Consider the following 25630-nt stretch of genomic DNA (forward strand, 5'->3'; position numbering starts at 1 on the left):
CCCCCGCCCGGCCCATGCCCGGCCCGTGTCCGGTCCGCCGGCCGGCCTACGCACGGTCCCCGTGTCCGGTCCGCCGTCCGCCGCCCGTGTCCGGTCCGCCGCCCGTGTCCGGTCCGTGCCCGCTCACCGCCGGGCGGCCGGGGAGTCCTCCGCGTCGGGGTCGCCGCGCCAGGTCCACCAGGAGTAGGCGGCCGGGACCACTCCGGACAGGACGGCACCGGTGATGATGACCGGGACCAGGGCGGACAGGGGGAGCAGGAAGGCGAAGGCGAGCAGGAGCAGGCCGAAACCGACGAAGAGCCATCCGGCCAGCCGGTGGGTGCGCCGCCAGGACCGCTCGCTCTGCAGCGTCCAGGGGGTGCGCACGCCGACGACCCAGTTGGCGCGCGTCTTGGGCAGGTAGTTGCCCAGCACCACCAGGAGCAGGCCCACCCCGGCGATGGCGATCCGGGGGGTGGGGATCCCGCCGCCCGTGGCGTTGATGATCTCGGCCGCGTGCAGGCCGGTCATCAGGACAAGCACGCCGAGCCAGGCCGCGGTGTAGGCGCGCGCCGAGCCCGCCAGGCCCTTCTGCCGGGGCAGGACGAGCGGCAGCACGGCCATGAGCACGCAGATCCCGGCCATGACCAGCGGAAGCGTGAGGAGGGCCTCCGTCTTGCTTCCGTAGCGGTCCACCTCCCCGGCGCCGTTCCAGTGCATCGGGATGCGCGCGCCGTCGGGGATCGTGCTCCAGCCCCAGACGGACAGGCCCGCCGAGACGAGCAGCGCGACGGCGCTGCCGATCAGTCCGGGGCGCAGGTCGATGCGCTTGTCGCCAGAGGTGTCAGAGGTGTCATAGGTGTCAGAGGTGTTCGCCGTCATCGGTCGTCGTCCTTCCGTTTCCGGTGGGGGCGGAGGGCGGCGAGGGCTGGACGGGGTCGTCCGCCGCGGCCTGGCCGATCTTGAAGAGGTCGAGCAGTGCGCCCAAGGACTCCTCCAGCAGGGACAGGTGGAGGTGGTAGACGATCGAGGTCCCGTGGCGCTCGCCGTACACCAGGCCGGCCTCGCGCAGGATGCGCAGGTGCCCGGAGAGTGTCGGCTTGGCGATGTCGAAGTGCGCGGCGATCTCACCCGCCGGCAGGTCGCCCTGCCGGAGCAGCGCGAGGATCCGGCGGCGCGTCGGGTGCGCCAGTGCCTCGTAGACCCCGTTCATCATTCATTCCTTAATTAGCTAATAACCGAATTATAGGACATGACGGTCGTAGGCGTTGATCACCACCGTGGTGGGCGTCGCCGGGCTCGCCGTCACGGCGGCCTCGCCCGCGGTCTCCGACGGCCTTCCGGGCGTCCGGGCGCGGTGGTCCCGCTGAACGCCCGCCGGACGGGACTCAAGCCTGGGTCAGGCGGGTGCCGCGCTCGGTGCGCAGGTGCAGGGCCGTACGGCCGTCGCGGCGCGTCGTCACCAGGCCCGCCTGGCGCAGCGCGCCCAGGTGCTGGGAGACCGCGCTGGCCGTGATGCCCAGGTGCCGGGCCAGCTCCCCGGTGGGACGCGGCTCGCCGAGCGCCTCCAGCAGCGCAGCCTTCGTCCGGCCCAGCACCGCGGCCAGGCCCTCGGGCAGCGGTTCCGCGGGCTCCCAGAGCGTGCCGAGCCCGCGGGCCGGGTAACGCAGCGACCCGGCGGCCAGCGGCGCCATGTCGATGCAGACGTACGGCCAGCAGAAGATCGTCGGGAAGAGCACCAGGCCGTGCCCGCCCAGGTCGAGGGTGAAGGAGCCGGGCTCGCGCCGCCCGCTCACCACCAGGTCGCCCTCCCGCCAGGTGATGTCCTCGTGCAGGGCGGCGAACAGGCCCTCGACGCCGTGCTCGGCGAGCGCGCGCCCGGTGCTCGAGGTCGGCGAGCAGGATCGCCCGCATCCGCCCCCAGTGCGGGGCGATCAGCCGGTCGTGGTGGCGCTCCAGCGCCCGGGCCAGCCGGTCCAGGACCGCCGCCGGGTCGGCGCGCAGGTCCGGGCGCATGCCCGCCCCGAAGACCCCGTCGAGTTCGGCGTGGAAGTAGTCGTGCGGGGCGTCGCGCACCCGCTCCAGCTCCTCGGCGAAGCCGGGCGCCGGGCCGTCCGGCGGCGGCAGCAGGAAGGCCGGCACGCAGGCGGAGACCAGTTCGGCCAGGAGCGGCAGGTCGGGATCGCCGGCCAGGGCCGTCCTGGCCCGGCGGGTCCAGCGGTGATGGGCCGCGTTGGCGCCGTCCCGCAGCAGCAGCTTGACGGCGAAGACCGTCTCGGCGAGCGGTGAGGCGGCGAACCGGACCCGTGCCACCTCCGCCCGGGACAGCGCGATGGTGACCGCCACGAGCCCTCCGACGTTGTAGAACCGGCTAAACAATAACTTCGCCGGCCCGGTACGGCGCAGTCTGTCCGGCATGACCATCGCTGACACCCCTGCCGGCCCTCCGGCCTCCGCCGGGGGCCCGCCCACTGAAGGTCCGCCCACTGGAGGTCCGCCCACCGAGGGCCGGCCTGCCGAAGGACCGCCCGCCGAAGGACCGCTCGCCGAAGGACCGTCCGCCGAGGGCCGGCCCACCAAGGGCCTGGGCCGGGACTGGCGCCACCTGTGGGGCTCCGGGGCCCTGTCCACGCTCGGTGACGGCGCGCTCGTCGCCGCCATGCCGCTGCTCGCCGCGGCGACCACGAGCGACCCCCTGCTCGTCTCCGGCGTCACCACGGCCGCCACTCTGCCCTGGTTGCTGCTCAGCCTCCCGGCGGGCGCCTGGGTCGACCGGTTCGACCGGCGGCGCCTGCTCATGGCCGCCCAGGCCGTGCACGTCCTCCTCATCACCGTGCTGGCGCTGCTGGTGACCCTCGGCGCGGCCCGGATCTGGATGCTGTTCGTCCTGGCCTTCGGCGTCGGCGCGGCCGGCCTGGTGGTCACGGGGGCGAGCGAGGCGCTGATCGTCTCCGTCGTGCCGAAGACGGAGCTGGAGACGGCGAACGGGCGCCGGGTCGCCACCGAGTCGGTCCTGCGGGAGTTCGGCGGCCCGCCACTCGGCTCGGCGCTGTTCGCGCTGGCCATGCCGGCGCCGTTCTGGCTGGACGCCGTCATGTTCCTGCTGGCGCTTCTGATGATCACCCGGATCCGGGCGGACGGCGCCGTCGGCCGTACCCGGCCGCGCGGGCCCATGCTCGCCGAGATCGGCGAGGGACTGCGCTGGCTGGCCCGCAACCGGCTGCCCCGCACCCTCGTGCTGATCGCCGGGGCCGGGAACTTCTGCGAGACCATGGCTCTGGCCACGCTGGTGCTGTTCGCCCGCGACGTGCTGGGCGTCGGGGACGGCGGGTACGGCGTGCTGGTGGCCGCCATGGCGGTCGGCGGCGTGGTGGGCGGCATGGTCGCGGGCCGTGTCGTCGCCCGGCTCGGCGGCCGGTCGGTCGCGCTGGGCATGCAGCTGGCCATCCCGCTGAGCTGGCTGGCCATCGCCCTGGCCGGCAGGAACGCCGTGACCGTGGTCGCGCTGTTCACGGTCTTCTCGCTGGCCGTGGCGCTGTGGAACGTGATGTCCTCCTCGCTCCGCCAGCGGCTGATCCCGGCGGAGCTGCTGGGCAGGGTCGGCGGAGCGGGCCGGATGATCGCGTTCGGCGCGATCCCCCTCGGCGCGGTCTGCGGCGGCCTGGTCGCCGACGCGTACGGACTGGTCGCGCCCTGGTTCGTCTGCGCCGTCCTGCGGCTGCTGGTCAGCCTGCTGGCCTGGCCCGCCCTGCGCCGCTGGGAGGGGTGAGGCGGGTCAGCCGCCGGTGCGCTCGGCGTAGGCGGCCTGGGCCTCGGTCAGCTTGGCGGCCATCCCGTCCAGGAAGTCCTGGGCGGGCAACTGGCCGAGCAGGACCTTCTGGAACTGGGGCTCCGCGTCGGTCTTGGTGATCGTGTTGAACTCCGGCAGGTAGTACGGCATCTGCACGACCTTGGTCGCCGGGTCGTTGAGCACCTTGACCGCGGTGGAGATGTGCTGCAGGTCTCTGAGCCAGGCTTCGTCGTTGACCTCGACGTTGGCCGGCAGCAGGCCGGTCTTCTCCGCCCAGTAGCTGTTCATCGCCTTGGAGGCGGCGAACTCGGCGAATTTGAAGGCGGCCTCCTTCTTCTCGCCGGCGGCGAACAGCGCGATGCCGGTGACCGGGTTCGACAGGACCGTGTGCACCCCGCTGCCGGACTTCGGCAGGGCCATGGCCGCGACCTTGTTCCTGCCGAGCGTCTTGACGTGGTCGTTGTACGAGCCGAGATTGTGCTGCATCATCCCGATGTTGCCCCCGTCGAACTGGGCGACCATCTTCACGTAGTCGTTGCCGACGTCGGCCCTGGGCGTGGCCTTCCGGTAGAGGGCCACGTACCTCTCCAGCGCCGCCACGTTCCTCGGGTCGTTGACCGTGGACCGGCCGGAGGCGTCGAAGATCTCGGTGATGCCGGACTGCGCGTACAGCACCTCCAGCAACTGCGCGATCGAGCCCGCGCCGCCCCTGATGGTGTAGCCGTAGCGCTTCCCGCCCGCCTCGGTCAGCCTCTCGGCCGCGGCGTAGAAGTCGTTCCAGTTCTGCGGCGGTTCCAGGCCCGCCTCGGCGAACCAGTCCGTCCGGTACCAGATCACGCCCAGGTTGGTGGCCTGCGGCACCATGTAGATCTTGCCGTCCGGCACGGTCGCCCTGACGGTGTTGACCACCTGCTCGTTCAGCTTGCCGCTCAGCGCGCCGTCGGAGATCTGGTCGTCCACCGGGTCCAGGGCCTCCTGCGCCACCAGGCCGGCCAGCATCGCGGTGGAGACGCCGCCCACGTCGGGCAGCTCGCCGCCGGCGATCGCGGCGTCGTACTTCCGCTGGGCCTGGGCGATCGGGATGCTGACGTACTTGACCTCGATGGTCGGGTTGGCACGCTGGAACTCGGCGATGATGTGCTGCCAGACGGGGGTGCGGGCCGGGCCGCCGTTGTCGTCCCAGAAGGTGATCACCGTCTTGCCGTCGATGCCGGAGCCCGGCTCGTCGGAGCCGCACGCGGCCAGGGCGGTCCCGAGCACGACCGCGGTGGCGAGGGCCGTCAGGCGCGTGGAGCGCGTGGTCATCGGTTCGTACCTCTCTGTCCTGGCCCGCGTCCTGGCCCGCGTCCTGGCCCGCGTCCTGGCCCGCGTCCTGGCCCGCGGCATCGCTGTGCTCGTGAGTCCGCGGGGCGCCGCGCGGCCCCCCGGCGGCCCGCCGGGTGCGGGGGCGGAGCCGATCGGCACGGGGAGGCAGGGCATCGCGATGACGTCCGGTGCGGCCAGCGGATAAGGTGTCCGGGCCGCACGGATCCGACGGCGGCGCATCCGGGGATCCGCCGTGGTGGGTGCCATGACCGGCCACTCCTCAGTCCGTGGTGGATGTCTGCAATCGGTTGCGTGAAACATGGCGGAAATCACAGCGGAACGTCAAGTGCTCAATTCGGTAAAGGTTCGGCAACCACCGGCTCACCGAAGATCGCTGACGCTCCGTGCCGGGGTCGCTCCGCGACCCCGGTGGGACTCGGCAAAGCGGCGTTGACAAAATTGCAACCGCTTGCAGTAACCTGCTCCAAGGCCCGGTGAAGGACCCGGACGAAGGAGCGGACGGGAGCGCAGTGGCAGCGACGATCAAGGATGTGGCGCAGGCCTCGGGGGTGCACGTCTCCACGGTGTCCCGCACTTTCTCCGCGCCCCACCTCGTCAACCCCGAGACGCGCAACCGCGTGCTCGCGGCGGCCGAGGACCTCGGCTACCGGCCCAACCGGGCGGCGCGGGCGCTGACCACCGGCCGGACCCACAACCTCGGCCTGATCGTGGCCGACATCTCCAACCCGTTCTTCCCTCCGCTGATCAAGGCGGCCCAGGCGCACGCCAGGACCCGCGACTACTACGTGTTCGTGGCCGACACCGACGAGGACCCGCAGGTGGAGGAGGAGCTGATCAAGGCCTTCACCAAGCAGGTCGACGGGCTGCTGCTCTGCAGCCCGCGGTTGTCCAACCGGACCATCGAGCGGCTCCGCGCCGAGGTGCCGTTCGTCGTGGTCAACCGCGAGGTCAAGGGCATGCCGACGGTGCTGATGGACGTCGGCCAGGGCGCCCGGCTGGCGATCGAGCACCTGGCCGGGCTCGGCCACCGCCGGATCGCGCTCATCTCCGGGCCGAGCGGGTCGTGGACGAGCAAGCAGATGCGGGAGGCCGCCGCCGCGACGAGCGGGGTCGACCTGGTCTTCCTCGGCCCCAACGCCCCCACCGAGCAGGGCGGTCTCGCCGCGGCCGCGGAGGTGACCGCCTCCGGGGCGACCGGGGTGCTCGCCTACAACGACCTGGTCGCCATGGGACTGATCGAGGGGCTCCACGAGCGCGGGGTCCGGGTGCCCGCCGACGTCAGCGTGGTCGGCGTCGACGACATCGTCCCCGGCCGGCTCAGCCGGCCCAAGCTCACGACCGTCGCCATGCCCGCCGCCGCAGCCGGGCGCATGGCCGTGGACCTGCTGCTCCAGTCGGTCGGCGACGGCGGCACCGCCACCCTGGCCACCCTGGCCACCAGCCTGGTCGTCCGCGAGTCCACCGGGCCCGCTCCGCTGTAGCCCCGCCCCGCGGTCCCCGCGACCGCGGTCTCCCCCCCCGTCCGCGGGCCCCGCCTTCTCCGGGGCCGGCCGCTAGCTACCGGGACGTGTACCACAGATCGATCATGTCGATGTCGGAGGCCGGCCCGTCGGCGAGGACCCGGACGGTCTTCCCCGACAGGTCGAGCATCACGACCTCGGAGGTCTTCTCCCCCCGGCGGACCGCCATCAGATGCTCCGCGCCCAGCCAGCCGCGCACCTCGGTCCGCTCCCCGGTCCGGATCCGGGCTCTCCGGGTGCCCGACGGGTAGTTCCAGACGCACGTGTCCCGGGGCGCGTCCGGGCAGGAGGTCAGGAACAGGCCTCCGCCGGGGGCGGTGACGGCGCCGCCCCGATGCAGGTCGCCCACCCCGGGCACCGTCCGCAGCGGCCGGCCGTCCAGCCGGTGCACCCGGACCGCTCCGCCGGAGCCCCGGTGCAGCACGGTGCCGGGCTCGACGCCCCACACGTAGGGGTGAGGACCGGCGGCGGGCATCCGGGTGATCCGCGCGGTGCGCGCGACCGGGTCCACGACCACGAAGCCGACGCTCGGCGCGTCCTTCCTGACCTCCGCGTAGACGGTGAGCAGGATCCGGGTGCCGTCGTCGCTCCAGGAGGGGTTGAAGGTGATCAGCGGCCGGTCCACGGTGCGGATGTCGTAGGAGGCTCCGGAGGTCCGGTCCGTGATGGTGATCCGGTCGTAGTCGGACGCGACCACGCTGGAGTTCGAGAGCGACGCGGCCAGGCGGCCGCCCGGGGCCGCCACCGTGACCCGCAGCGCCCCGGCGCGCTGGAAGGCGCCCGTGCGGGGATCCCGCAGGAACCCGGGCAGGGCTTTCGTCTTCCCGTCCGGGTTGTCGCGCCAGTCCTGGTAGGAGGAGACCCAGATCTCGTCGGCGGGGTTCTCGCGCAACGTGATCCCGGTTCCGGCGAGGCGGGTCTCCGTCGTCGAGACGGCCGCCATGGTCGGCGGGGCGAGGGGGACGGGCGGGGAGGACGGCACGGGGGAGGGGGCGGGCGGGCCGTCCGCGGGCAGGAGGCGGAAGGCGAGCAGGCCTCCGGCGAGCAGCCCGGCGGCGGCCAACGCCGCCGTCCACCCCCGCCGGACGCCCCGCCGCGCCCGCCCCGGGGCGTCCGGTGACCCGGCCGGGCTCCTTCCGGGCGGGGTCCGCGGTGCGGTCGGATCTCCCCCGGGCGGGAGGTCCGGCGCGGCCCGGCGGCTGCCCTCCGGGAGGATCTCCCGCGCGGGCACCCGGCTGCCCAGCAGGCGCATCAGGGCGCCCGCCGCGGTGGGCCGCCGGGCGGGGTCCTTGTCCAGACAGGCGGTCACCAGCTCGCGCAGCTCGCCGTCCAGCTCCGCCGCCTCGCCCAGATCCGGCGGCGCGTTCAGGATCCGGTTGATCACCGCGGGCGTCGGCCCGGTCCCGAACGGAGGACTTCCGGTGGCCGCGCAGACGACGGTGGAGGCCCAGGCGAACATGTCCGCGGGTGTCCCGGCACCCGACCCGTCGAACTGCTCCGGGGCCATGTAGGGCGGCGTGCCGACCAGGTCGCCGGAGCCGGGGGCGGCGTCCAGGAGCTGGGCGATCCCGAAGTCGATCACCCGCGGCCCGTCCCGGCCGAGCAGCACGTTGGCCGGTTTGAAGTCCCGGTGCACCACTCCGGCCTGGTGCACGGCGGCCAGCGCGGTGAGCGTGCCGAAGACCAGCCGGACCAGCTCGGCCCCGCGCAGCGCGCCGCGCTCGGAGATCACCTGGGCCAGGCTCGGCCCGTCGACGTACTCGGTGACGAGGTACGGCAGGCCGTCGGCCACTCCGGAGTCCAGCACCTGGGCGGTGCAGAACGCCCGGACCCTGCGGATGAGTTCGGCCTCGGCGAGGAACGGGCCCAGGTCGCCCTCGGCGCGCCGATGGAGCAGCTTGATCGCGACGCGCTCGCCCGCGGCGGACTCCGCGAGGTACACCGCGCCCTGCCCGCCCGCGCCGAGCCTGCCGAGCAGGCGGTAGCCCTCGGGCGGCCGCGGATCCTCGGAGAGTGGAGGGCCGGAGAGCATCAGCGCGGCACGACCGGGTCGAACCTGAGCACGGCCTCTTTCGCCTTCGGCATGTCGACCAGCGTGCGCCCGACGGCGCCGAGGAGGTCCACGAGCCGGTAGCGGGTGCCCTTCTTGTGCGGGACCCGCACGATGACGTGCTGCTCGTTGAACCAGCCGTGCCACTCCGCCTTCGGCGGCAGCGTGACGGTCGCCCGCCGGTCGCCCGAGGCGGTGCTCCAGACGCAGAGGGTCCCGTCGCCCCTGGGGCAGAGGGTGGCGAAGAGGGCGCCGGAGGGGGAGAACCAGGTGGTGTTCTGCGGGCTGCCCACCCAGTGCAGCGATCTGGCCACCCGCCCGGAGACGTCGTAGACGTTGATCCCGACCCGCCTGCCGTCCGAGAAAGCGCGGGCGACCCGGCCGTCGGGCATGAAGGTGAACGGCCTGCCCGCGTCGTCGAAGTACTCGGCCTCCACGGCGGTGGCGGTCCGGGCGGCCGGGTCGACGAGCACGAAACCGGTGATCAGTTTCTTCTCCGGGTCGAGGATCGACATCAGCAGCCGGGAGCCGTCGCGCGACCAGACCGGGAACATCGTCTGCAGGGGCTGCTCGACCGTGGCGACCGTGAACTGCTCCCCGGTGGACAGGTCGTTCAGCCGCACGTGGTCGTGGTCGGAGTCGGCGAACTTCAGCCACGGGTTCAGCGCCAGCCACCTGCCGTCCGGGGACGGTGCGGGCTCCTCCGCGGTGCCGACCTGACGGAAGCTCCCGGACCGCTCCCGCAGGTAGGACGTGTACGGCTGCTTGGCCATCAGGTAGGCGCTGAGCTTGACGGGGTCGGACGGGTGCTCGTGGACGGTGACGGAGGTGCCGGCGAGCTCGACCTCCGCGTTCGGCTTCTCGACCTTCGACCAGAACGCGGCGGTCGGCGAGGCCGTCACGGCGGGGGCCGGGGCGGTGCCCGCCGGGGCGGGCGAGCCGGCGGGCGGGGAGGGCGACGCTCCGGCGGCCCGCCCGCTCTCCGCGGGTCCCGGCGACACCGCCAGGTACACCGTCGTGCCGGAGACGGCCGCCGCGGCGAGGAGGGCCCCGGCCATGAGCAGGGCGCGCCGGCCGCGTCCGCCGGACGGCGCGGTGGGCCGTGTGGACGCTTCCGCGGGCGCGACGGAGACCCGGCCGGTGGCGATGGCCGTGGCGGCCTCCAGGAGCGAAGCCTCGCCGACCAGCCGGAGCAGGACCGTGCCGGCGGTGGGCCGGGCGGCGGGGTCCTTGGCCAGGCACTGCGCCAGCACCGCGCCCAGCTCCCCGGGCACGGTGGACAGGTCGGGCTCGTCGCGCAGGACCCGGTTGATCGTCTCGGCCACCGTGCCGCCCGCGAACGGGGCGGCGCCGGTCGCGGCGAAGGCCACCGTCGCCGCCCAGGCGAACACGTCGGCCGGCGGGGCGGGCGCGGCACCGTCCAGCAGCTCGGGAGCCTGGTAGGCGGGGAGGCCGACGGGCCTGGTCGGTGCGCCCTCCACGGCCGCCAGCGCCGCCACGAGGCCGAAGTCGGTGACGACGGGGCCGCCGGGACCGAGGAGGACGGTCTCCGGACGGATGCCGCCGTGCACGGCGCCGGCCCGGTGGACGGCGGCCAGCGCGGCCATCGTGCCGATGGCCAGCCGGTCCAGGGCCGCGCCGCCCAGCGTGCCGTCCGCCGCGACCGCCTCGGCCAGGGTCGCGCCCTCGACGTGCTCGCTCACGAGATAGGGCCGGCCCTCGTGGACTCCTCCGCCCAGCACCTGTGCCACGCCGAACGCCGAGACGCCGCGCAGCGGCTCCACGGCGTTCAGGAACCGGTCGGGATCCGCTCCCGTGGGCAGCAGCCTGATCATCACCTGGGCGCCGGAGGGATCCTCGGCGAGGTAGGCGTCCTGAGGCCGGGCGTCGTCGAACCTGCCGATGATCCGGTGTCCCGCCAGCTCAGATGGGTCGGACGGGGTCAGTGGTGCGGCACGTGACATGGGATGTCCCGTTCTCGGGGGAGAAGCCGTAGATCACCCATTATGGGTGTGGCTGGTACGGGGGAGAAGGTCGTTCCCCGATCATCCGCCGGGGTTCCCGGACGCGCCGGACGGCTTCCACGCCGGGTGCGGAGGCGGGTTCCGCCGGACCCGCGGGACGGGACGGCCGTCGCCGGGCCGTGCCCGGCCGCATGGAACGGCCGGGCGCGGGCAGGGGCGGGAGGACGGCGGCGCGCCCCGGAACAGCCGGGCGCAGGCCGGGAACGGCCCGGCCTGGCCCGGCCTCCGGGAAGCCGGGCGGAGAGGAGGCCTGCCATGCCCGCACGCGGTGAGCCCTCGGTCGCGGCCTCGGGCGAGTGGGTGGACGAGAACGGCGTGCGCATGCCCGCGGGCGAGGTGCACGCCTGGCGGCCGGGGACGAATCAGACCCTGTGCGGCCTGGCGCTCAGCAGGTCCCGGTTGTACCGGTTCCACCATGTGCGGTGGCCGGACACCTTCCCGGAGTCGGGCGGTTCGGCCGCCGAGGTGCGCGAGGTGTGCCGCAGGTGCCAGGGAGCGACCGGCCGATCCAGCCGGGGCTGGAGCAAGGGCTGGACCCGCGTCTCACCCCGTCCCTGAAGCGGCGGCGCGCTCGCCGGTGAGCGCGGTGACGGCACCCAGGCCGAGGTAGACGGCGCCGCTGGTGACGTCCAGACGGCGGCGGGCGCGGGCGGAGCGGCGCAGCCGGCCGGCCAGCGCGGAGGCGAGCAGGGCGAAGGCGCCGTCGCTGGCCATGCCCAGGATGATCCAGATCACGCCGAGGAGCAGGATCTGCGGGGCGATCGGACCGGCGGCGGGGTCGGCGAACTGGGGGAGGAAGGCGAGGAAGAAGATCGCGGTCTTCGGGTTGAGCACGTTGACCACGAAGCCCTCCCAGAACACGCGGCGCCTGCTCGCGGCGGGCGGCTCGACGGCCTCGCCGCTCTCCGCCCGGGCCATGAGCTTGCGCAGGCCGAGCCAGACGAGGTAGGCCGCGCCGAGGTACTTCACGAGCGTGAACGCGGTGGCGGAGGCGGCGAGCAGGGCGCTGACACCGAGCGCGGCGGCGGCCACGTGGACCACGGAGCCCGCGTGGATGCCCAGCACGGAGACCAGCCCGGCGCTCCGGCCCTGGGCGACGCTCCGGGTGACGATGTAGACGACCGCGGGGCCCGGCACGACCAGCAGGGCGAGCGTCGCGGCGGAGAACAGGGCGAGCGTTGCGAGATCCGGCATACCGGGGAGCGTAGGTCCGCCCCGGCTGTGATCGCCTCCGATTTTCCGGCGGGACCCGTGCCGGAACGGCGGCGGCCCGGGCGGCCGGGATGCACGACGGCCCGGGAGGCCGGGGTGCCGGGACCGGCGGCGCGCGGGGTGCACCGAGTCGCGCCGGATACGCGCCGGATACGCGGTGGATGCGCGGTGGCTCGGGCCACCGGGACCGGGGAGGCCGGGAGGACCGCGGGCACGCGGAACCGTGCGATGTCGAAGATGTATCGCTTTATCTATGGATTGGTGGGCAAACAGGCATTGGACGTCGCAGGTCGCCGGGCGCACGCTGGAGGGATGGGAACGACGACACTCGCCCGTCCCGGCCTGGCGGAGCTGGTGGCGGGCATCCGGGAGGTGACGGCCCGGACCGCCGGGCCGCGTGAGACGGCCCTCGCCGTCGCGGGCGTGCTGCGCGAGCGGCTGCCCTCACCGGAGATCCTCACCGAGCGGGAGCGGGAGGGCTCCCCCGAGACCTACACCCGCCACACCCTCCACACCGAGGCGGCCTTCTCGGTGGTCGGGATCGTCTGGCGGGCCGGTCAGGGGACCCGCATCCACGACCACGTCGCCTGGTGCGCGTTCGGCATCCTGCAGGGGGTCGAGGACGAGACGCTCTACCGCGACCGCGGCGACCACCTCACCGAGGTCGGCCGGGCGCTCAACCGGGCGGGCGACGTCAGCGGCTTCGCCCCGCCCGGAGACATCCACCGGGTCCGCAACACCGGCGCGACCACGGCCGTCTCGCTGCACGTCTACGGAGTCGACCTCAGCCGCCACCCCAGCAGCGTCCGCCGGGACTACGACCTGCCCGTGCGCTGACCGGGCCCGCCGTGCGGCGGTGCCGTCGTGCCTCCCCGGACCCGCCGGGGAGGCACGACCGTCGCTCAGCCCGCGGTCGCGGAGCCGTACTCCTGGAGGAAGAGGGCCTCGGACACGATCGTGCGCCGGAGCTCCTCGATGACCAGCCGCTCGTTGGGCGCGTGGATCGAGGCGCCGTCGTCCTCCGCGCCGAAGAGCAGGACCTCGGCCGCCGGGAACTGCCGCACCAGCGTGGAGACCAGCGGGATCGAGCCGCCGGCGCCGACGTCGCGCGGCGGGCGGCCGTAGGCGCGCTCCATGGCCCGGTTGAGCGCGGAACGGGCCGAGCCGGCGGTGTCGGCGAGGAAGCCGGAGCCCATCGTGTAGTCGGTGAAGTCCACCTGCACGCCCCAGGGGGCGGCCTGCTGGAGGAAGTCCACCACGGCCTCGATGGTCGTCTTGGGGTCGCCCGCCGGGGGCACGCGCACGGTGACGCGGGCCCGCGCCATGGGCTGGACCGCGTTGATCGCCCCGGAGACCGTCGGCACGTCCAGGCCGGTGACGGTGATGGCGTAGGACGCCCAGAGGCGGTCGGCCAGTGAGCCGGAGCCGACCAGGGAGACCCCGTCCAGCACCCCGGCCGTCTCGCGGAACTCCTCCTCCGTCGGCCCGACCCCCAGGAAGGTGCCGCGGGGCAGGCCGGGGACGCGGATGTCGCCGTGGTCGTCGTGCAGCGCGGCCAGCATCCGGATGAGCGCCGCGAGGGCGTCCGGGGCGGCGCCGCCGAAGGAGCCGCTGTGCAGAGGCTCCTTGAGCGTGCGGACCTCGACGGTGAACGCGCCCATGCCGCGCAGCGAGGTGGTCACCGACGGGTCGCCCACCCTCGGGTTGCCGGTGTCGGCGATGACCATCGCGTCGGCCCGGACCAGCTCGGGGTTGCGCTCGACGAACGCCTCCAGGCGCTCCCCGGCGTACTCCTCCTGGCCCTCGATGATGACCTTCACGCCCACCGGGAAGCGGCTCCGGAAGACACGGAGCGCGGCGACGTGGGAGATGACACCGGACTTGTCGTCGGCGGCGCCCCGGCCGTAGACGGCCCCGTCGATCTCCGTCGGCTCGAAGGCGGGGGTCCGCCAGAGCGCGGGGTCGCCCGCGGGCTGGACGTCGTAGTGGGCGTAGAGCAGCACGGTCGGCGCGCCGGGCGGGGCGGGGGCCTCGGCGTAGACGGCGGGGAAGCTGCCCTCCACCGGGATCTGCTGGACGTGCGGCAGCCCGGCGTCGCGCAGCAGCTCCTCCGTCAGCGCGGCGGCCGCCCGCACCGGCTCCTCCGGGTGGCCGGGGAAGGCCACCGAGGGAATGGAGACGAGCCGCTTGAGGTCATCGATCGCCCGGGGCAGCTCCGCGGCGACGGCGCCCTCGATCTCGTCAGGAGTCAACGCTCTCCCCCGCATCTCGACAGCTGGTTCCCCCCTATTGGAGCACAGCCGCCGACCGGCCGCGCTCTCCGCCGTCTCCGGCGGGCCGCTCCGCCGCGGACGGCCAGGCCACCGGAAGGTGTCGCTGATTTCGTTGTACTTGGATTGATGGGGTTCGGATTCCAATGTCATCCGGATCTGTGTCAACGCTTTCACTTGTCAAGACCCTCTCCGGATGTGCACACTGTGGGCAGCCCAGCTCACCGAGGGAAGATGGCGATGACGCACCCCGAGAACACCGACGTGGCGTCGATCATGAAGGCCGCGCAGGAGAACCTGTGGCTGCACTTCACCCGGCACGGTCCGTACGCCGACGCCGACGTGCCGATGATCACGCGGGGTGAGGGCGCCTACGTCTACGACGCGCGCGGCAGGCGCTACCTCGACGGACTGGCCGGGCTCTTCGTCGTGCAGGCCGGGCACGGCCGCAGCGAGCTGGCCGAGGCCGCCGCCAAGCAGGCCCAGGAGCTGGCCTTCTTCCCGCTGTGGTCGTACGCGCACCCCAAGGCGGCCGAGCTCGCCGGGCGCCTGGCCGAGCAGGCCCCCGGCGACCTCAACCGGGTCTTCTTCACCACCGGCGGCGGTGAGGCCGTGGAGACGGCCTGGAAGCTCGCCAAGCAGTACTTCAAGATCACTGGCAGGCCGCTCAAGCACAAGGTCATCAGCCGCCAGATCGCCTACCACGGCACCACCCAGGGCGCCCTGTCGATCACCGGCGTGCCGGCCTTCAAGCAGATGTTCGAGCCGCTGGTGCCGGGCTCGGTCCGGGTGCCGAACACCAACCACTACCGCGCCGACGAGATCACCGGCGTGCCCGGCATGACCCCGGAGCAGTACGGCCACTGGGCCGCCGAGCGGGTCGCCCGCGCCATCGAGATGGAGGGCCCGGAGACCGTGGCCGCCGTCTTCGTCGAACCGGTGCAGAACGCCGGCGGCTGCTTCCCGCCGCCGCCCGGCTACTTCCAGCGCCTGCGCGAGATCTGCGACGCCTACGACGTGCTGCTCGTCTCCGACGAGGTCATCTGCGCCTTCGGCCGGCTGGGCACCATGTTCGGCGGGCAGAAGTTCGACTACGTGCCCGACATCATCACCTGTGCCAAGGGCATGACGAGCGGCTACTCGCCGATCGGCGCGATGATCGCATCCGAGCGCCTATTCGAGCCGTTCAAGAACCCCACCGAGATGTTCGCCCACGGCTACACCTTCGGCGGCCACCCCGTCTCCGCGGCCGTGGCCCTGGCCAACCTGGACCTCTTCGAGCGTGAGGACCTGCTCGGCCACGTGACCCGCAACGAGCCGGTCTTCCGCGCGACGCTGGAGCGCCTGCTCGACCTGCCGATCGTCGGCGACGTGCGCGGCTCCGGGTTCTTCTGGGGCATCGAGCTCGTCAAGGACAAGGCGACCAAGGAGACGTTCACCGCCGCCGAGTCCGAGCGGATGCTCCGCGGGTTCCTCTCGCAGGCGCTCTTCGAGGCGGGCCTGTACTGCCGGGCCGACGACCGGGGGGACCCCGTGATCCAGCTCGCCCCGCCGCTCATCTGCGGCCCGAAGGAGTTCGACGAGATCGAGTCGATCCTCCGCTCCGTGCTGACCGAGGCCTGGCGACGGCTCTGACGGGCACGGTGCTGACCGGAACTGCTCTGACGGGCACGGAGCTGACCGGCACTGCTCTGACGGGCACGGAGCTGACCGGCACTGCTCCGGCAAGCGCGGTGCCGCCGTGCGCGGACGGGCTACGCCGGCGCGGGAGGGATGAGCCGCACGGGCTCCGCCGGATCCGGCGTCGCCGCGCCGGGCCCGCGGTCCGGATCAGTCCGCCGCCAGACGGGCCCGCAGCTCACGGGCGGTGACCAGGACGTGCTCGACCTCGGCCGGGGTCGGCCAGGGCGCGCTGCCCGGCCGCAGAAGCGTGGCCCGGACCGAACCGAGGTGCTCGACGGAGCCGCGATGCAGCCCGCTCCGCTCGGTCAGCCACGCCACGACGCAGGTGTGGTCGAGCAGCGGCCGGGTGACCAGGTCCCAGGTGCCGAGGATCTCGGTCAGGTCCTCGGCACGGAGCTCGGGGCCGCCCCGGCGGGCCGTCGCCGCGGCGGTCAGCTCCGCCCGCGCGACCAGCTCGGGCTCGGTGGCGCGGTTCCACGGCAGCGGCGCCGCCGCCTGCGGCCGCGGCTCGCCCGGGCGGGGGCCGCAGGGCTCGGGCGCCGCCCCGGTCGCGGAGAGCAGCGCCTCCAGCTCCGCCGCGGCCTGCCGGTGCCCGGCCAGCGCCGCCTGCCGGAGCCAGTGCCGTCCGCCCTCCAGGTCGGCCAGTTCGGCGACGAGCAGCAACCCGAAGTTGAAGGCGGACTCCGCGTCTCCGCAGGCCGCCGCCCGGCCGAACCAGTGGGCCGCGGCCTGCGGGTCGTCCAGCCCCACGCACACGAACCCGGCCGTCCGCTGGTCGCCGACCCGCCCCGCCTGCGCCGCCTGCTCGAACCAGGCGCGGGCGGCGCGCAGGTCCCCGCGGGACAGCGCGATCGCGCCGAGCCGGGAGGCGGCGCCGGGCTGCTCCTGCTGGGCGGCCAGCCGGTAGAACACCTCGGCGCCCTCCGGATCCCGGTGCGCGGCCAGGAGCAGGCCGAGATGGTAGGCGGCTCCCGCGTGGCCGCCCCGGGCGGCGGTCTCCCACCAGCGCAGCGCCTCGTCCTCCTCCCCGCAGGCGTAGGCGAGGAACCCCAGGTCGTGGGCGGAGGCCAGGTCGCCGTCGAGCGCGGCCCCGCGGTGCCACTCCGCCGCCTGCCGCGTCTCGCCGGCGTCCTCGCAGATCAGGGCGAGCCGCCGGGCGGCGGGCCGGGAGCCCGCGCGGGCCGCCGCCTCGAACCACCGCCGGGCCGCCGCCAGGTCCCCGTGCTTGTCCAGCAGGAGCGTCGCCAGGTTCAGCGCGGCCTCGGCGTCGCCGGCGCCCGCGGCCAGCTCGTACCAGCGCACCGCCTCGTCGAGGCCGCCGTGTTTGTCGTGCCACACGCCGAGGTTGTAGGCGCTGTCCAGGTTGCCCGCGGCCGCCGCCAGCTCCCACCAGTACCGCGCCGCCGAGCGGTCACCGCGCTGCGCGTGGCGGCGGCCGAGCAGATGCGCGGCCTGCGCGTCGCCGCGCTGCGCGGCCAGGATCAGGGTGGTCTCGTCTTCGCTTCCGAGCTCGTCGCGCCCTGGGTCCTCGCGCCTGAACTCCTCGCGCCCTGGGTCCTCGGGCCCTGGGTCCTCGCGCCCTGAGTCCGCACGCCCGGGCTCCTCGCCGTCCGGCCGGTGACGGCCGCGGGTCTTCGGGCCGCGCCCGCGCCGTGCGCCGCCGTCACCGGCGGAGGCGTGGCCCGGGGCGCCGGTCACCGGGTCGCTCCCGCCGTCCCGTCCGCTGCCGTGCTCGACGCCTCGAGGGGCGGGCACCGGGGCCGCCGTCGCCATCTCCGGATCGTCCGGCCACCACCTCATGTCGTCCTCCCCGTCGGCTCCTCGCCGACAAGGCACAGATTCGCATGTGGCCGATTGTAAGCGGAGCGTAATCAGGGCTTCCGTGCCGGGGATTTAGCCGACGAAGTTAACGAAGCCGGTGTACATCCCCATGGAGCAGACGTAGCGCAGCGATCCCGGACCGCGTGGGGCGAGCCGTACGGTGGCGGGGAGGACCACGTCCCGGCCGTCGAGGGTCAGCGTCCGGGTGCAGCCCGGTGCGCCGGTGAGGCGGAAGACGAGTTCGACGGGCGCTCCCGCGCGGGCGGTGACGACCCCGGGCCGGTAGCCGCGGCCGGTGGCCCAGATCTCGATCCGCTGGACGCCGCTCGCGCCTGCCGGCCCTGCCGTCGGCGCGGCCGCGGCCGGAGCGCCGGGGGAGGGGAGCCAGCCGCCCAGCCGGAGTCCCGAGCCGGCCGTCCACAGGCCGGTCACCAGTACGGCCACGCCCGCCAGCGCCGCCAGCCGGGTCGAGGCCAGCCGCCGCAGCGCCAGTCCCAGCAGCGCGAAGGCGGGTGCGCTGCCCAGGGCGAATCCGGCCATGACGGCCGCCCCGCCCGCCGCCGAGCCGGTGGACACCGCCGCCGCCTCGGCGCTGAGCGTGACCCCGCAGGGCATAAGGATCGTCACCGCGCCCAGCAGCAGGGCCCGCGCCCCGCCCGGTGACGCGCCGCCCGGCGGCGCGTCGGCTCCAGGAGCGTCGGTTCCAAGGCCGGAGCCCTCAGGACCCGCGCTCTCGGGAGCGGGGGCGCCGGAACACCGGGTCTCCGGGGCGGCTCCGGGATCGGCCGGCACGCGCGGCGGGCGGGGCGCCCGCCTGCGGACGAGCATGCGGAGCCCGAAACCGGCGACGGTGATCCCGGCGGCGACGAGCAGCACGGCGCGTGCCGAGGGCCCCGGCCGGACGGCGGAGCCGAGCAGGCCGAGCAGGGCCCCGGCCGCGACATGGGAGGTGAACCGCCCGGCCAGGAACAGGGCCACGGCCTTCGGGCCCGACCGGTCCGCAGGCGCGTGACAGCCCGAGCCGCGGCTCCGGGACGCCCTGAAGACCGCCTGGACCCGGGGCGCTTCAGGAGCCTGCCGGGTCGGGGATGATTCAGGGAACTGCTGGTTCGGAGGCGCTTCCGGGGCCTGCCGGGTCGGGGGCGTCTCAGGGGTCTGCCGGGTCCGGGCCGTCCGGAGGGCCGGTCGGGTCCGGGCCGCGCCCGGAGTCAGCCCCGCTCTCGGCGTCAGCCCCGCCAGCAGCCCGCCCTGCACCGCCGTGCACGACGCGGTGCCCGCCACCAGCCCGGCGGCGAACCCCCCGGTGAACAGCGCGACCGCTCCCGCGCTCAACGAACGCCCCCCGCCCAGGTGCCCACGGCCCGAACGCTAACCTCCTCCGGAGAGCGCGAACAGTCACTTTTCACTCACCCAGGGTTATGTTCGTGTGTCCGGGCTCACCGGGCGGGTCCGCCTGGAGGCGGCGCGGGGACCTACCCGAGGGCTTTCTCCAGGACCGCGGTGTCCAGCGTGAAGTCGACGGGTGCGGGGAGGTGGAGGGGGTCGCCGACGGCGACGCGCGAGACGGTCCGGTAAGCACCGTCCCGGGGGTTGCTGAAGACCGTCACGGTCGCGGGACTGGCGACGGGGTCGACGAGGAGCATGACGGGGATCCGCCCCGTCGCGTAGATCCCGGGCTTCCTCTCCCGGTCGTTGGCGACGCTGCCGGGGGAGACGATCTCGGCGACCATGAACAGCCCGGAGGAGAGCAGTTCGCGCTCACCCCACCGGGGGCAGTCGGCCGGAGCCAGGACGAAGTCCGGCTCGACCGGGTCGCGCGGACCGTCGATGCAGACGTCGACGTTGCCGACATATGCGCGCCAGTCACGTTCCATGACCAGTGACTGGAGGGCGTGGTAGAGCAGTGTGGCGGTCCAGCCGTGCTCGGGGGTTCCCACCGGACTCACTATCAGGCTCCCGTCGATGACCTCGGCCCGCAGTCCGGGCAGCTGCGGGAGCGCGTCGAACAGTTCGCGCGCGGTGCTGGGCAGGGGCTGGGACGCGGTCTCGGGGGTGGGCCGCAGATCGGCGGGGCGCCGCGGTGACGTCATGGCCATGATCACGTGTCCCTTCGTGTTCTCGTGAACACGGCGAGTATCGCAAACACCCGGTCGAGCCGCGAGCTTTCAGGCCCAGCCGGGGCGGACCAGGCCGGACTCGTAGGCGATGACGACGAGCTGGGCGCGGTCGCGGGCGTGGAGCTTCGCCATGGCGCGGCTGACGTGGGTCTTGGCCGTGGCCGGGCTCATGAACAGCTCCTGGGCGATCTCGTCGTTGGTCATGCCGGTGCCGACCAGGGCGAGGACCTCGCGCTCGCGCTCGGTGAGCACGGATACGTCGAACGCGGCGGAGGGCTCCTTGGCGCGGCTGGCGTACTCGGCGATCAGCCTCCGGGTGACGCCGGGGGAGAGCAGGGCGTCACCGGCGGCGACGACCCGGACGGCCTGGATCAGCTCGGCGGGCTCGGTGTCCTTGACCAGGAAGCCGCTGGCGCCGCCGCGCAGGGCCTCGAAGACGTACTCGTCCAGCTCGAACGTGGTCAGGATGACGATCCTCGGCCCGGGGGGCATGCGCCGGGTGGCGGCCAGCCCGTCCAGGCCGGGCATGCGGATGTCCATCAGGACCACGTCCGGGTGGTGCTCGGCGGCCAGGACGAGGGCCTCGGCGCCGTCGGAGGCCTCGGCGACCACGGTCATGTCGGGCTGGGCGTCGAGCAGCGCCCGGAAGCCGGCCCGGACCAGGGCCTGGTCGTCGGCGAGGACGATCTTGATCACTGTGCCTCCTCCGGTGCGGGGGCCGCGGCGCGGCGGACGGTGTTCCTCCCGGGTGCGGGGGAGGCGGTGTCCCGTCTGGTGCCCGCCCCGGGGGCGGGAGGCGCGGCGCCCGCACCGGGAAGGGCGGACGTCTCCGGCACGGGCAGCCGGGCCTCGACCCGGAACCCCCGCCCGCAGGGACCCGTCGTCAGCGTGCCGCCGAGGGCGGCGGCCCGCTCCCGCATGCCGGGGATGCCGTTCCCGCCGCCCAGGACCTCGTCGGGGCTCGGCACCGGGGGGTCGCCGCCGGAGTCGGTGACCCGGATCAGCAGCTCGCGGGGACCGTACTCCAGCAGGACCGTGACCTCCGCGCCGGGAGCGTGCCGGCGCGCGTTGGTGAGGGCCTCCTGCACGATGCGGTACCCGGCCCGGTCCACACCGGGCGGGAGCGGCCGCACGCGGCCGGAGGTCTCCACGGTGACGGCCAGGCCGCTCCGCTCCACCAGCTCCTCCAGCCGGTCGAGCCCGGCCGTGGGGGAGCGCGGCGCCCCGTCGCGGAGCACGCCGATCACCGAGCGCATCTCGGTGAGCACGTCCTTGGACGCGTGCTTGATGGTGGCGAGCGCGGTGCGGGCCTGCTCGGGGTGGTCGTCGATCAGGTGCAGCGCAGTGGATGCCTGCACATGGATGAGCGAGATGTTGTGGGCGAGCACGTCGTGCAGCTCCTGGGCCATGCTCAGCCGCTCCTCGCTGGCCTGCCGCCGGGCCTCCTCCCGCGCGGTCCGCTCCTGCTCGGCCCGGTGCTCCGCCTCGGCGCTCCTGCGCTCGGCCTCGCGCTCCCGCCGGACCCGGACGAACTCGCCGGCCGCCATCAGGACGCCCATGACGGCCGCGATCGCGATGGAGTGCCACAGGCCGGGGCTGGGCACGGGGGCCAGCCAGGTGGTGTGCACGAGGAAGAACACGTAATCGGCGGCCGCGGCGGTCCAGGCGGCCCGCCGGTGGCCGCGCAGGAGAGCGTTGAAGAGCGCGACGGCCGGGCTGAAGAAGATCGGCCCGTAGGCGTGGCCCCGGCTGACGAAGACGACCATCGTGGCCATCGTGAGGACCAGGGTGAGCACCGGGTGGCGGCGGCGCAGGGCCAGGGCGAGCCCCCCGGCCAGCAGCAGGGCGTTGCCGAACAGGTCCGCCGGGACGCTCTCCGGCTGGTTCCGCTCGGCCCCGGCGTTGGTCGCGACCTGGACCGCCCCCAGGATCAGCGGGAGCAGCCGGTCGGTCCAGCGGGGTCGGGTGCGCACGTCAGAACCCTACGTCCGCCCGTCCGGGCCGCACGTCCACCGGGTGGCGGAAGGGGCGCTACATCCCCGGCGGTACAGGTGCTGACAACCCTGACAAGTTGGGTAAAGCTCAGCGCGGGAGGACATATGATCACTCATCGCTCTGTCGTACCGCTCGTCGGGGTCCTGCTGGCCGGCTCCGCCGTACTCGTCCAGCCCGCCGCGGCGTCGCCGCCCGCCCCGCCCGCCCCGCAAGGCGCCACCCCGCACGACGCCGGGACCGGCAAGTCCGGCGGCCCCCGCAAGACGGCCGTCGCCGAGGGGTACGGCGGCGCGGTCTCCACCGTGGACCTCGACGCGAGCGAGGCCGCCCTGCGGGTGCTGCGGCGCGGCGGCAACGCCGTGGACGCGGCGGTCGCGGCGGCGGCCGTGCTCGGCGTCACCGAGCCCTACTCGGCCGGGCTGGCCGGGGGCGGGTTCCTCCTCTACTACGACGCGCGGCGCGGGAAGGTGCACACCATCGACGGCCGCGAGACGGCCCCGGCGGCGATGACGGCGACGTCCCTGGAGGGGGTCCCGTTCGAGGAGGCCGTCACCAGCGGCCTGTCGGCGGGCGTGCCCGGCAGCGTGGCCCAGTGGGAGCTGGCGCTGCGCCGTTTCGGCACGCTCTCGCTCCGCCAGGCGCTGCAGCCCGCCATCGAGGTCGCGCGCAAGGGCTTCACCGTGGACCAGACCTTCCACGACCAGACCGCGGCCAACGCCGCCCGCTTCGCGGACCTCACCTCCACCGCGAAGCTCTTCCTGCCCGGCGGCGCGCCGCCGAGGGTCGGCTCCACCTTCCGCAACCCCGAGCTGGCCGAGACCTACCGCCTGCTCGGCCGGTACGGCCCGCGCTGGTTGTACGGCGGGCGGCTCGGCGAGGAGATCGTGGCCACCGTGAAGAGGCCGCCGGTGACGCCCGGCTCCACCCGCACCGTCCGGCCGGGCCTGATGGAGCTGTCGGACCTGAGGTCCTACCGGGCGCTGGAGCGGCCGCCGACCAAGGTCACCTACCGGGGCATGGACGTCTACGGCATGGCGCCCCCGTCCTCCGGCGGCTCCACGGTCGGCGAGGCGCTGAACATCCTCGAGGCCCTGCCGGAGGCCGGCGTGCACGAGTACCTGGAGGCCTCCCGGCTCGCCTTCGCCGACCGTGGTAAGTACGTCGGCGACGTACCCGGCGTCCCGCTGGGGCAGCTGCTGTCCGACGGCTTCGCCAAGGAGCGCGCCTGCCTGGTCACCGGGCGGGCGATGGCGCACCCGGCCCCGGCGGGCGAGCCCGACGGGGAGTACGGGCCCTGCCCGGCGGCCTCGCCGGCGGACACCGTGCGGGAGGCGCCCGAGGGGCCGGAGACCACCCACCTGGTGGTGGCGGACCGCTGGGGGAACGTGGTCGCCTACAACATCACCATCGAGTCGACCGGCGGGAACGGCGTCGTCGTGCCCGGCCGGGGCTTCCTGCTCAACAACGAGCTGACCGACTTCACCTTCGGCCCGGCCCCCGGCGACCCGAACCTGCCCGGCCCCGGCAAGCGGCCCCGCTCGTCCATGGCGCCGACGATCGTCCTCGCCGGCGGGAAGCCGCTGCTCGCGCTGGGCTCGCCCGGCGGGTCCACGATCATCACGACCGTGCTGCAGATCCTCCTCAACCGCTGGGAGCTCGGCATGTCCCTGCCGGAGGCCCTCGCCGCGCCCCGGGCCACCCAGCGCAACACCGCCCAGACCCAGGCCGAGCAGGCGTTCATCGACCGCTACGGCGCCGAGCTGACCGGGCGCGGGCACACCCTGGTCCTCAACCCGGAGATCGGCGCGGCCACCGCGGTGGAGTTCCTCGGCCGCGGCAGGCTCCAGGCGGTCGCCGAGCCCTCGCGCCGGGGCGGCGGGAGCGCCCTGGTCGTCTCGCCGGTCCGCTGACCGCGGCGCGCCGCGACGTCTCCCGGACCGTCCGGCCCGGGGGACGTCCCCGTCCGGGCGGCCCGCGCCGGAAGGTCAGCGGATGAGCTCGTAGTCGCCGGGCTTCACCCTCCGGGTGCGCGCCCAGTACTCGAAGGTGAAGCCCGGCCAGGTGGTGCGGTTGACGCCGCGTTCGTCGAGGTACCAGCTGCGGCAGCCGCCCTCGTTCCAGACCAGGGCGGACAGGCGCCGCTGCAGGCGGTCGTTGAAGGCGCGCTGGGCCCCGGGCCGCACGTCCAGCGCCCTGGCCCGGCTCCTGGAGAGCAGCCGCAGGCACTCGAGCACGTAGTGGACCTGGGACTCGATCATGAAGACGACCGAGTTGTGGCCCAGGCCGGTGTTGGGGCCGAGCAGGAAGAACAGGTTGGGGAAGCCCGAGACGGTGACGCCGTGGTAGGCCTCGACCCCGTCCTGCCAGGCATCCTGGATCTTGAGGCCGCCCCGGCCGGTGATGTGCTGCTCGTTCAGCGCGTCCACGACCTTGAAGCCGGTGCCGTAGACGATCACGTCGGCCCCGGTCCGGCGGCCGGTGGCGTCGACGACGGAATCCTCGCGGATCTCGGTGATCCGGTCCGTCACCAGGTCGACGTTCTCCCGGGTGAGCGCGGGATAGTAGTCGCTGGAGAGCAGGATGCGCTTGCAGCCGATCGTGTAGTCGGGGGTCAGCTTGGCGCGCAGCTCCGGGTCGGCGACCTGCCGCTCCAGGTGGCGGCGGGCCAGCGCCTCGTGCACCCTCATCAACCGGGGGTCGACGGCGAAGCCGACCGCGCGGGTCTCCAGCGCCCAGTAGATGGCGCCCCGCAGCGCGCGGGCCGCGCCCGGGAGTTCGAGCAGCCTCTTGGCCCGTTCCGGGAGGGCGAAGTCGGGCTTGGGCTGGATCCAGGGGGCGGTGCGCTGGTAGACGGTCAGGTGCGCGGCCCGTTCGGCGATCTCGGGGACGAACTGGATCGCCGAGGCCCCGGTGCCGACCACCGCGACCCGCTTGCCCGTCAGGTCCACCGAGTGGTCCCACCCTGCGGAGTGGAAGGCCGGGCCGCGGAAGCGCTCCCGTCCCGGGATGTCGGGGAACGACGGGATGTGCAGCGCGCCGATGCCTGAGACGACCGCGTTGGTGGTGAACGTCTCACCGTCGGCGGTGCCGACCCGCCAGTGCCGGGCGGCGTCGTCGTACTCCAGGGAGACGACCTCCTTGCCGAAGCGCAGGTGCGGGCCGAGGCCGTGCCGGGCCGCGCAGGCGCGCATGTAGTCCCAGATCTCCTCCTGCGGGGAGAACATCCGCGACCAGCGGGGGTTGAGCTCGAAGGAGAAGGAGTACATGTGGGAGGGCACGTCGCAGGCGCAGCCGGGGTAGGTGTTGTCCCGCCAGGTGCCGCCGAGCTCGTCGGCCTTCTCCAGGATCACGAAGTCGTGGTAGCCGGCTTCCTTCAGCTTGATCCCCGTGCACAGCCCGGCGAAGCCGGAGCCGATGATGGTGATCCCCGGACGGGTCTTCATCCGCTCTCCCCTTATTGGACTCATGGTCCAATGTAGCTACCGGGCCCGCCCGCGTCCATCCCGCCACCACGGAGACCGTCCGGTCGGTATGCGTCCGTGCCCGGGCATGCGAAAAGCGCCGAAGGCGAAACCGTCGGCGCTGGCGGACACGGGGCGGCGGCGGGGCGGCCGGCGCCCCGTCAGATGATCAGAGGATCAGGTAGGCGGCGACGGCGGCGACGATCGCCACCGCGAGCACGGCGACCACGATCGGCACGATGGGGGAGCGCCGCTCCTGCACCGCCTCCTCGGGGTCCTTCCGCTGCGCGAACGCGCGGAACTGCTGGGTGTTCCCTGCTGGATCGATCTGGGGATCAGACATGGATCGACTTTAGCGACAGATGACGACTTTTCAACACAG

23 protein-coding genes are annotated in these 25630 nt (G+C 74.0%); 8 read left to right on the plus strand and 15 right to left on the minus strand.

The window, feature by feature from the left end:
- Positions 1 to 123: 123 nt before the first annotated feature.
- The 3 genes from ACFOWE_RS07580 to ACFOWE_RS07590 all read right to left on the minus strand — a co-directional run bounded on the left by ACFOWE_RS07580 (position 124) and on the right by ACFOWE_RS07590 (position 1775).
- On the minus strand, positions 124 to 861 hold the full coding sequence (locus tag ACFOWE_RS07580) for an SdpI family protein (protein ID WP_377286338.1): 738 nt from the start codon (positions 859 to 861) through the stop codon (positions 124 to 126).
- Entirely contained in the window at positions 842 to 1192 is a 351-nt protein-coding gene (locus tag ACFOWE_RS07585; RefSeq protein WP_377286339.1) for a metalloregulator ArsR/SmtB family transcription factor, read from the minus strand. The genes ACFOWE_RS07580 and ACFOWE_RS07585 overlap by 20 nt, the downstream gene beginning before the upstream one ends.
- A gap of 175 nt (positions 1193 to 1367) precedes the next feature.
- Positions 1368 to 1775, minus strand: coding sequence for an ArsR/SmtB family transcription factor (locus ACFOWE_RS07590; protein ID WP_377286340.1), 408 nt, complete (start codon positions 1773 to 1775; stop codon positions 1368 to 1370).
- A gap of 85 nt (positions 1776 to 1860) precedes the next feature.
- On the opposite strand from ACFOWE_RS07590, the gene ACFOWE_RS07595 reads away from it, so the two are divergent.
- Together ACFOWE_RS07595 and ACFOWE_RS07600 are read left to right on the plus strand one after the other, a co-directional pair.
- Positions 1861 to 2268: a hypothetical protein gene (locus ACFOWE_RS07595; protein ID WP_377286341.1), complete on the plus strand. Its 408-nt coding sequence runs from the start codon at positions 1861 to 1863 to the stop codon at positions 2266 to 2268.
- 127 nt (positions 2269 to 2395) lie between these two features.
- Positions 2396 to 3748 (plus strand): MFS transporter, encoded by a 1353-nt coding sequence (locus ACFOWE_RS07600; protein ID WP_377286343.1) that lies wholly within the window; start codon positions 2396 to 2398, stop codon positions 3746 to 3748.
- Between the two features lie 6 nt (positions 3749 to 3754).
- On the opposite strand, the gene ACFOWE_RS07605 is transcribed toward ACFOWE_RS07600, so the two are convergent.
- Complete coding sequence (locus ACFOWE_RS07605) at positions 3755 to 5074, minus strand: ABC transporter substrate-binding protein (RefSeq protein ID WP_377286345.1); 1320 nt, start codon at positions 5072 to 5074, stop codon at positions 3755 to 3757.
- A gap of 530 nt (positions 5075 to 5604) precedes the next feature.
- Between ACFOWE_RS07605 and ACFOWE_RS07610 the strand changes: the two genes are divergently transcribed.
- The gene (locus ACFOWE_RS07610; protein WP_377286346.1) at positions 5605 to 6576 is read left to right on the plus strand and encodes a LacI family DNA-binding transcriptional regulator; all 972 of its coding nucleotides are present in this window, start codon (positions 5605 to 5607) and stop codon (positions 6574 to 6576) included.
- A 76-nt stretch (positions 6577 to 6652) separates the two neighbouring features.
- Here the strand turns inward: ACFOWE_RS07610 and ACFOWE_RS07615 are convergent, their stop codons facing one another.
- Both ACFOWE_RS07615 and ACFOWE_RS07620 read right to left on the minus strand, forming a co-directional pair.
- Positions 6653 to 8647, minus strand: coding sequence for a serine/threonine-protein kinase (locus tag ACFOWE_RS07615; protein WP_377286347.1), 1995 nt, complete (start codon positions 8645 to 8647; stop codon positions 6653 to 6655).
- Positions 8647 to 10629: a protein kinase domain-containing protein gene (locus tag ACFOWE_RS07620; protein ID WP_377286349.1), complete on the minus strand. Its 1983-nt coding sequence runs from the start codon at positions 10627 to 10629 to the stop codon at positions 8647 to 8649. Before ACFOWE_RS07620 ends, ACFOWE_RS07615 begins: the two co-directional genes overlap by 1 nt.
- A 315-nt stretch (positions 10630 to 10944) precedes the next feature.
- Between ACFOWE_RS07620 and ACFOWE_RS07625 the strand changes: the two genes are divergently transcribed.
- Positions 10945 to 11247, plus strand: coding sequence for a hypothetical protein (locus ACFOWE_RS07625; RefSeq protein ID WP_377286351.1), 303 nt, complete (start codon positions 10945 to 10947; stop codon positions 11245 to 11247).
- Here ACFOWE_RS07625 and ACFOWE_RS07630 read toward each other — a convergent pair.
- On the minus strand, positions 11233 to 11883 hold the full coding sequence (locus ACFOWE_RS07630) for a LysE family translocator (RefSeq protein WP_377286352.1): 651 nt from the start codon (positions 11881 to 11883) through the stop codon (positions 11233 to 11235). The genes ACFOWE_RS07625 and ACFOWE_RS07630 overlap by 15 nt on opposite strands.
- A gap of 330 nt (positions 11884 to 12213) precedes the next feature.
- Between ACFOWE_RS07630 and ACFOWE_RS07635 the strand changes: the two genes are divergently transcribed.
- On the plus strand, positions 12214 to 12738 hold the full coding sequence (locus ACFOWE_RS07635) for a cysteine dioxygenase family protein (RefSeq protein WP_377286353.1): 525 nt from the start codon (positions 12214 to 12216) through the stop codon (positions 12736 to 12738).
- A 65-nt stretch (positions 12739 to 12803) separates the two neighbouring features.
- Here the strand turns inward: ACFOWE_RS07635 and ACFOWE_RS07640 are convergent, their stop codons facing one another.
- Positions 12804 to 14153, minus strand: a complete 1350-nt coding sequence (locus tag ACFOWE_RS07640) for a M20/M25/M40 family metallo-hydrolase (RefSeq protein WP_377286354.1) — start codon at positions 14151 to 14153, stop codon at positions 12804 to 12806.
- A 258-nt stretch (positions 14154 to 14411) separates the two neighbouring features.
- Between ACFOWE_RS07640 and ACFOWE_RS07645 the strand changes: the two genes are divergently transcribed.
- Complete coding sequence (locus ACFOWE_RS07645) at positions 14412 to 15806, plus strand: aspartate aminotransferase family protein (protein ID WP_377286355.1); 1395 nt, start codon at positions 14412 to 14414, stop codon at positions 15804 to 15806.
- Between the two features lie 8 nt (positions 15807 to 15814).
- Positions 15815 to 16042 carry a hypothetical protein gene (locus ACFOWE_RS07650; protein WP_377286356.1) on the plus strand — a complete coding sequence of 76 codons (228 nt, stop codon included), beginning with the start codon at positions 15815 to 15817 and terminating at the stop codon, positions 16040 to 16042.
- On the opposite strand, the gene ACFOWE_RS07655 is transcribed toward ACFOWE_RS07650, so the two are convergent.
- From ACFOWE_RS07655 to ACFOWE_RS07675, 5 genes are all read right to left on the minus strand, one after another.
- On the minus strand, positions 16002 to 17654 hold the full coding sequence (locus tag ACFOWE_RS07655; RefSeq protein ID WP_377286357.1) for a sel1 repeat family protein: 1653 nt from the start codon (positions 17652 to 17654) through the stop codon (positions 16002 to 16004). The two genes, ACFOWE_RS07650 and ACFOWE_RS07655, sit on opposite strands and share 41 nt — an antisense overlap.
- A gap of 93 nt (positions 17655 to 17747) precedes the next feature.
- On the minus strand, positions 17748 to 19007 hold the full coding sequence (locus tag ACFOWE_RS07660) for an urease accessory protein UreH domain-containing protein (RefSeq protein WP_377286358.1): 1260 nt from the start codon (positions 19005 to 19007) through the stop codon (positions 17748 to 17750).
- A gap of 140 nt (positions 19008 to 19147) precedes the next feature.
- Positions 19148 to 19771 carry a Uma2 family endonuclease gene (locus ACFOWE_RS07665; RefSeq protein WP_377286359.1) on the minus strand — a complete coding sequence of 208 codons (624 nt, stop codon included), beginning with the start codon at positions 19769 to 19771 and terminating at the stop codon, positions 19148 to 19150.
- 69 nt (positions 19772 to 19840) lie between these two features.
- Positions 19841 to 20488 (minus strand): response regulator, encoded by a 648-nt coding sequence (locus tag ACFOWE_RS07670; RefSeq protein WP_377286360.1) that lies wholly within the window; start codon positions 20486 to 20488, stop codon positions 19841 to 19843.
- Complete coding sequence (locus ACFOWE_RS07675) at positions 20485 to 21765, minus strand: sensor histidine kinase (protein WP_377286361.1); 1281 nt, start codon at positions 21763 to 21765, stop codon at positions 20485 to 20487. The genes ACFOWE_RS07670 and ACFOWE_RS07675 overlap by 4 nt, the downstream gene beginning before the upstream one ends.
- A 126-nt stretch (positions 21766 to 21891) precedes the next feature.
- Between ACFOWE_RS07675 and ACFOWE_RS07680 the strand changes: the two genes are divergently transcribed.
- Positions 21892 to 23697 (plus strand): gamma-glutamyltransferase family protein, encoded by a 1806-nt coding sequence (locus ACFOWE_RS07680; protein ID WP_377286363.1) that lies wholly within the window; start codon positions 21892 to 21894, stop codon positions 23695 to 23697.
- 75 nt (positions 23698 to 23772) lie between these two features.
- Here ACFOWE_RS07680 and ACFOWE_RS07685 read toward each other — a convergent pair whose 3' ends face one another.
- Together ACFOWE_RS07685 and ACFOWE_RS07690 are read right to left on the minus strand one after the other, a co-directional pair.
- A complete protein-coding gene (locus ACFOWE_RS07685; RefSeq protein ID WP_377286365.1) occupies positions 23773 to 25230 on the minus strand; it encodes a flavin-containing monooxygenase in 1458 nt (485 codons plus the stop codon).
- A 187-nt stretch (positions 25231 to 25417) separates the two neighbouring features.
- Positions 25418 to 25591 carry a hypothetical protein gene (locus ACFOWE_RS07690; protein WP_377286366.1) on the minus strand — a complete coding sequence of 58 codons (174 nt, stop codon included), beginning with the start codon at positions 25589 to 25591 and terminating at the stop codon, positions 25418 to 25420.
- Between the last annotated feature and the right edge of the window lie 39 nt (positions 25592 to 25630).

Origin of the sequence: Planomonospora corallina, assembly GCF_042650625.1 — a bacterium.
GTDB lineage: Bacteria > Actinomycetota > Actinomycetes > Streptosporangiales > Streptosporangiaceae > Planomonospora_B > Planomonospora_B corallina.